Source organism: Streptomyces sp. NPDC051020, from assembly GCF_040683105.1.
Lineage (GTDB): Bacteria > Actinomycetota > Actinomycetes > Streptomycetales > Streptomycetaceae > Streptomyces.
Genome location: NZ_JBFBCG010000171.1, coordinates 1 through 5,921 on the forward strand (window position 1 = coordinate 1; position 5,921 = coordinate 5,921).

The 5,921-nt window shown below is 66.9% G+C and carries 3 protein-coding genes and 1 pseudogene; 1 reads left to right on the forward strand and 3 read right to left on the reverse strand.

Annotation, left to right across the window (positions count from 1 at the left end; translation table 11 throughout):
* Positions 1-641: 641 nt before the first annotated feature.
* A complete protein-coding gene (locus AB0N06_RS37860; RefSeq protein WP_366139219.1) occupies positions 642-959 on the forward strand; it encodes a hypothetical protein in 318 nt (105 codons plus the stop codon).
* A 148-nt stretch (positions 960-1,107) separates the two neighbouring features.
* Here AB0N06_RS37860 and AB0N06_RS37865 read toward each other — a convergent pair whose 3' ends face one another.
* The 3 genes and pseudogenes from AB0N06_RS37865 to AB0N06_RS37875 form a co-directional block, all read right to left on the reverse strand.
* Entirely contained in the window at positions 1,108-2,745 is a 1,638-nt protein-coding gene (locus AB0N06_RS37865) for a metallophosphoesterase family protein (RefSeq protein WP_366139220.1), read from the reverse strand.
* Between the two features lie 79 nt (positions 2,746-2,824).
* Positions 2,825-3,016 (reverse strand): annotated as a pseudogene (locus tag AB0N06_RS37870) (transposase); the annotation flags it as partial.
* A gap of 18 nt (positions 3,017-3,034) precedes the next feature.
* Positions 3,035-5,470, reverse strand: a complete 2,436-nt coding sequence (locus AB0N06_RS37875; RefSeq protein WP_366139222.1) for a glutaminyl-peptide cyclotransferase — start codon at positions 5,468-5,470, stop codon at positions 3,035-3,037.
* Positions 5,471-5,921 lie beyond the last annotated feature (451 nt).

Below are 5,921 nucleotides of genomic sequence, written 5' to 3' on the forward strand. Positions count from 1 at the left end.
CGCTGCGACGGCGACAACTGCACCGGCAGCGCGCCGGCGCGGGCCTGCGCCTTGACCGGGGTCTGGCTCGAGGTTCCGGCGGTGGCGACACCGGAAGGCAGCACGGCCGCGATCATCGCGGCGCCGGCTATCAACGCGCTCGCGGCGACGGTCTTTCGGGTAGATCGACTCACACGGAACTCCTTCTGCGGCGGCCGACTATGGACGGCCGGAGTCAGCCGGGCAGGCGGGGTTGTTGCCGCCCGGTAGAGCAGGAGGTACGAGTGGGGCAGATGGTGTCCGACGTGATCGCCGCATCGTGTGGTGCGTCACGTTCGTGGGGGGGCGTCTGCGGCGACTGGACGGAAGAGTGCCAGCTTTGACAGGGCCCGTCATGTACGCGGCGCCAACTTGGCCGGAATCTGTCGTGGATCGATCTGTGGTGTTCGTTGGAGTACCCGGCAGTAGAAAGACGTCACTTGAGCCTTCTGGTGGTCGGGCGTCCGGCCCAGCGGTAAAGCGGGGTGGCGCGCCGGATGACCATACGGAGCGTGACATGTACGACGCAGCTCAGGGGGTTTCACCGTCCCCTGCGGCGCTCTTCGGAGCCCTTGAAGCAGCCGGCTCCGAGTACGTCTTGGGCGAAGGCGGAGAAGGCCATCGTGGCCTGGGCGGATCAGTGCGGGTTGCGCTCGGACACCGCCCAGCCGGGCCGAAGCAGGGCCCCGAAGGGCCGCACCCCGGTGGTGAAGGTCAATGAGAGACTCATCGAGATCCTCGCCGGGCACCACCGGCTGCTCGTGCTCCAGCGCCAACTCGGCAAGCCCACGTTCACCGACACCGACCGCGCCGTTCTCGCCGGCCTGCTCCACCAACTCCCGATGGACAAGCTCCGGCACCTCCTGCTCCTGGTACACCCGGACACGATCCTGCGCTGGCAACGCGACCTTGAAGTTCCCCCGCTGAGATGGACAGCCTGATACTGGGACGGACGGTCCGGGAGAAAGCAGTTCCAGGTAGTGAGCAAGAAGAGCAACACGAGCAAGCGGTCTGCCGGGGCCGCCCGCCCGGGCCAGTCCTGCTCACGTCCCCCGGACGCGGGCAGGACTCTCGGTCCGTGCGTTTGCCTCACCGCCTCCCTTGGTGTCGGCCGTCCTTGCGGGGGCGTTCGAGGGTGAAGGTGTCCACGAGGGTGAGATCCGCGTATGGGCCGTCGAAGGTGTAGTAGGTGACGTGTATCCGGGTACGGCCGGTGCGGCGGTCGCCGGGGTCGACGTCGAATGCGGCGAAGCCGTGGGTGTGAACGCGGTCTTGGACGGCGCGCCAGGGGGCGTCTTCGGTGACGAAGACCGCTTTGCGGTGGCGGCCCTGCGTTTCCGTGCTCAGGTCGACGACGACTCGGCCCTTGGGCTCGTCGAACAGGTCATCCTGGGTGGTTGCGAAATTGCCGCCGCCCCCGATGATCATGTGCACGGTGCCCTTGCTGGTGTCGACGACATCGGTGCTGGTGGAGACCGGGATCGGGGTGAGGGCCTCGTTCGGCAGGGCGCCGCGGACCGGCAGTGAGCGCTCGTAGTAGTGCTCGTGCCCGCAGAGCACCAGGTCGACTTCGTACGTGTCGAAGAGCGGGCCCCATGCCTTGCGGATCCCGAGGTCGCTGCCGCTACCGTTGCGGCTGCTGGAGATCATCGGGTGGTGCATGAAGACGACGATCCAGTCGATCCCGTCGTTCCCGCGTGCCGCCTTCAGCTCCCTTTCAAGCCAACGGCGTTGTGCCCCCGCGGAGTATCCGTTCACATAGGTGTCGCCGCTGTCCTGGATCGCCACGTCATCATTGGCCAGGCTGATGAAGCGGACGGCGCCGACGGTGAATGCGTACCACAGACCCTGGGTCTCGGGACCGGCGGCGGCCGTCGACTCGGGCAGAGTGAAGTAGGTCTGGTAACCACTCACCCCCAAAGGGCCGTTGCCCTTCTCGTTCTCGCCGTTGCCGACGCAGGGCATCCACGGACGCAGCCGCGTCGAACGGCTGTTGCTGATGAACCAGTCCGTCCAGGTCGCGACGCGGTCCTGGCCGATGACGCCGGCCGAACCGGCATAGCACAGGTCGCCGTTCAGCAGATTGAACAGCGGATCGACCCGTTCCACCGCGGCCACGATGTCGGCAGAGGCCGGAGTGCCGGCCTGGCTGCTGGTGTAGAGCGGGTAGCGTCCCGCGGGCGAAGGGTAAGGGGAGTCTCCCGCAGGCCACTTGACGACCCGCCGCAGATTGGGCGTGCCCTGATCGCCGAAGCTGGTGAAGGTGAACGCGGAGCGACCGCGTGGCGCCGTGGTGAACGAACCGCTCTCCGGTGCAGCCCCGTCGTGCCCCGCCGAGTACAGGTAGGTGGTTTCCGGCCGCAGCCTGGTAAGGCGGGCGTGGTGGACGTACACCTCCTGCCCGGAGAGCCCGTCGCGGTAGGTGCGGGTCTCGGCGTCGATCACCTGCCCGTCGCCTCCCTCCGGGGAGCCGAGGCGCACCTGTGGGCGGCGTACGGACCGTGGGCTGATCCAGGAGACGGTCATCTCGGTGGCGGGATCGGCGCCGAACTGGAGGTGGAGCCCTGTCACGCCGGGCACGCCGAGGCGGCCCGGTGTGCGCTGGAGCAAGGGGTGCGGAGCGGAATGCGAACGGTCGGAGGCTTCAACGCTCCCTGCGGTGCCGAGTGCGGTGGTGGCCGCGGCAATCGTCGAACCGGTCAGGAGTGATCTGCGCGCTATCGGCATGTAACACCCTTGTGTAATAACGAAGTTTGTGATGTGACCCTAACAACGGCCGACCCGGTGATTCGAGTTGTCGCTGGGTTATCAGGTGGCAGGCGAGATGGAGGAACGCCTCGTGCATGTCTGCTCGTCGTTCCCAGTGCACGTGCAACCGGCGGAAGCCGTGCAGCCGGGCAAGGGTTCGCTCGACCACCCACCGGTGGACGCCCAGACCGCTGCCGTGCTTGGTGCCGCGCCGTGCGATGGCGGGCACGATGCCGCGGGCACGGACCTTGTAGCCGGTTGTCAGCTGTCAGTCATTGTCGCCGGAGGCCCCGGTCACGAAGTTCCTGGGTGCCGGCATCGTGCTGTCGGCGCCCTTGACGCTCTTCCAAATGGCCTCGTTGGAGATGTCCTCGGGGACCTGGTCGACGTCCGAGAAGTTCATCTTCGCCGACTGGGCGGCCATGGGGGCGTTGGCCGGGTTCAGCTGGTCCAGGGACTGCGACGGAGTGGTCGCGGTGAACGGCTCGAAGTCCGGCTTGTCCGTGAAGCTCTCCGTCATCGGGGTCGCCGCGGCGTCGTACTGCGTGAGCGGGCCGATGCCGGCAAGCAGCTCCATGGTCCGCATCATCGACACCGTGCTGTACATCGTGGAGTCGACCTTGCCGGTCTGGGTGTACGGGCTGACGACGAGCGCGGCGGTGCGGTGGGCGTCGACGTGGTCGGCTCCGTTCTGTGCGTCGTCCTCGGTGATGAAGATCGCGGTGTCCTTCCAGTACTTGCTGTGGGACACGGCGTCGACGATCCGTCCGACGGCCAGGTCGTTGTCGGCCACCATGGCCCTGGGGGTGGGCTTCCCGGGCACCGTGGCGTACGTGTGGTCGTTGCCCATCCGGACGAACTGCATCGTCGGCAGGTTGTCGTCGGCGACGTACTGGTTGAACTCCTTCATCCACGCGTCGACGCGAGCCTGGTCCTTGATGTCCATGTTCGGGCCGGCGAAGTCCGGGTCGCTGTAGGGGATGAGCCTGGGCTCGGTGGGCACCACCTGGGCGGGGAAGCCGGTGGACCACATGCCGTAGTTGCGGAAGGAAACGCCCGCGTCGTCGAGCCGGTCCCAGATCCGGGAGTCGCCGGTGATCTTGCCCGGGTCGGTGGCCAGGGTGTAGTGGGAGTCGTCGCCGCGGCCGCGGGCGCTGTAGGCCACCGGCCACAGGTGCTCGTTGTAGCTGTTGGACGCTGCAGCCGTCGCCCACATCCAGCCGTCGGAGGAGACCGCGCCGTCGGCGTAGAAGTTGTCCAGGGTGACGTACTTGCGGGCCAGTGCGCGCTGGTTCGGCGCGGACTCGTCGCCGAACAGGTTCAGGCTCGGGTCGCCGTTGCCCTTGCCCAGGGAGCCGTACATGTTGTCGTAGGTGCGGTTCTCCTTGACGATGTAGATGACGTGCTTGATCGGGCTCGGGTCGCCCGGCCGCGCCGGGATCACGCTGCTCGAGCCGGTCGAGCCGTTGCCCTCGAACCGGTCGTTCTTCCGCACCTGCTGGGTGTAGTGGGCCAGCTGGTCCTGGCTGGGCACCGGGATGCTCGAGAGGGTGCCCATGATCATGGACGCGGTGTACTGCGAGTCGTCGATTGGAGTGCTCGAGGTCGGGTTGGGACCGTTGGGGTTCGGCCCGGCGCCCAGGCCCTTGGCGTTGGTGACCAGCAGCCGCCCGTCGTGGGTGAGGGTGACGGTCGTCGGGTACCAGCCGGTGGGGATCAGGCCGGCGACCTTGTCCTGCTGCCCGGGCTTCTCGGCCAGGCGCACCACGGCCACGTCGTTGTTGCCGGCGTTGGCCACGTACAGGGTGCGGCCGTCGGGCGAAATGTCCAGCCCCTGCGGGCTGGTGCCGACCGGGGCGCCGGGGTAGGGAGCGAGGTCGATCGAGTGGGTGATCGAGTCGTCGGCCGGGTTGATGCCGATGATCTTGTCGGCGTCGGTGACCGCGACCAGGAGTTCGCCGGTGGCCGGGTTGCGGATGATCGCCGTGGGGTGGCTGCCGACCTGCAGGTTCTTGCGGACGGTGAGAGTCGCGGTGTCCACGGCCGAGACGGTGTTGGTGCCCCAGTTGGTCACGTACGCGCTGCCGCCGTCGGCCGACAGGCCGACGGCGAACGGGTTGGGACCGGTGGCGACCGTGCCGAGCACCCGTCCGGTCGCGGTGTCCACGGTGGACAGAGCGCCCTTGCCGTTGTCCGCGACGTACATCCGCGTGCCGTCAGAAGACAGAGCGATCCCCGCGGGGAACGAGCCCTTCGGCATCGTGATCGAGGTGCCCTCGGCGAGCTGTCCGCCCGTGAGGGTGTAGACGCGGATCTTGTCGTTGCCGCCGGCCGAGGCGTACAGCTTCGACCCGTCCGGGCTCCACGCCAGGCCGATGAACAGCGCCTGCGGGCGGCTGTAGTTGATCTGCTGGACGGTCTTCCCGGTCGCCGCTTCCACCAGGGACAGGCTCTGGGTCGCCTTGCCGTCGTTGCTGACCGCCAGGTACTTGCCGTCCGGGCTGAGGGCGGACCCGAAGGGCTTCTCGCCGAGCGGTGTCTGGTCGCCGGCCGGCGTGACCCGCCAGCCGTACGTGGTCACCGAGGTGCCGTCCGGCTGCGGACCGGCGTAGTCGGGCAGAACCGCCGCTGCGGCCGCCACACTTGACGTACCGACCAGCACGGCTGCGGCGGCTGCCCGCCAACGCCAACGAACCTTGCGCATAGATGCTCCCGGGGAGGAAATGATCTTGACGCGGTCATGCTTCAGTGGAAAATCAACGCCTGAATGAACAAAACATCAAAGAATCAAAAAACTGGAAGGTTGCGGTTGAGCAGTAGGAGACTGGTGTGGGTTCGAAATTGAAAAAGGAAAGAGTGCGCGGGTCGCCACGGAGATGAATTCTGGGGAACCTCTGTCGCTTGCGAGCGAGAACGCGGGAATGAGGAAGGGGAATTCACTTATAGCCCTTCTCCACTTCTTCAGATGTTTTGGATTTGTTTATCACCTGGGTCAAACGACCCTAAAGGGGCAGGTTTGCGACCACGCTCGGGTGACTGTGTCGCTTTGTACCCATGCTCGACTCTGCTGCCCAATTCGTTCAGGCGGAGAGTCGGTAGTTGAGTCGTTCGAGCCGGCTGTGGCGGGTGCGGTCGAGGGGGCCGGTGGTCCAGTG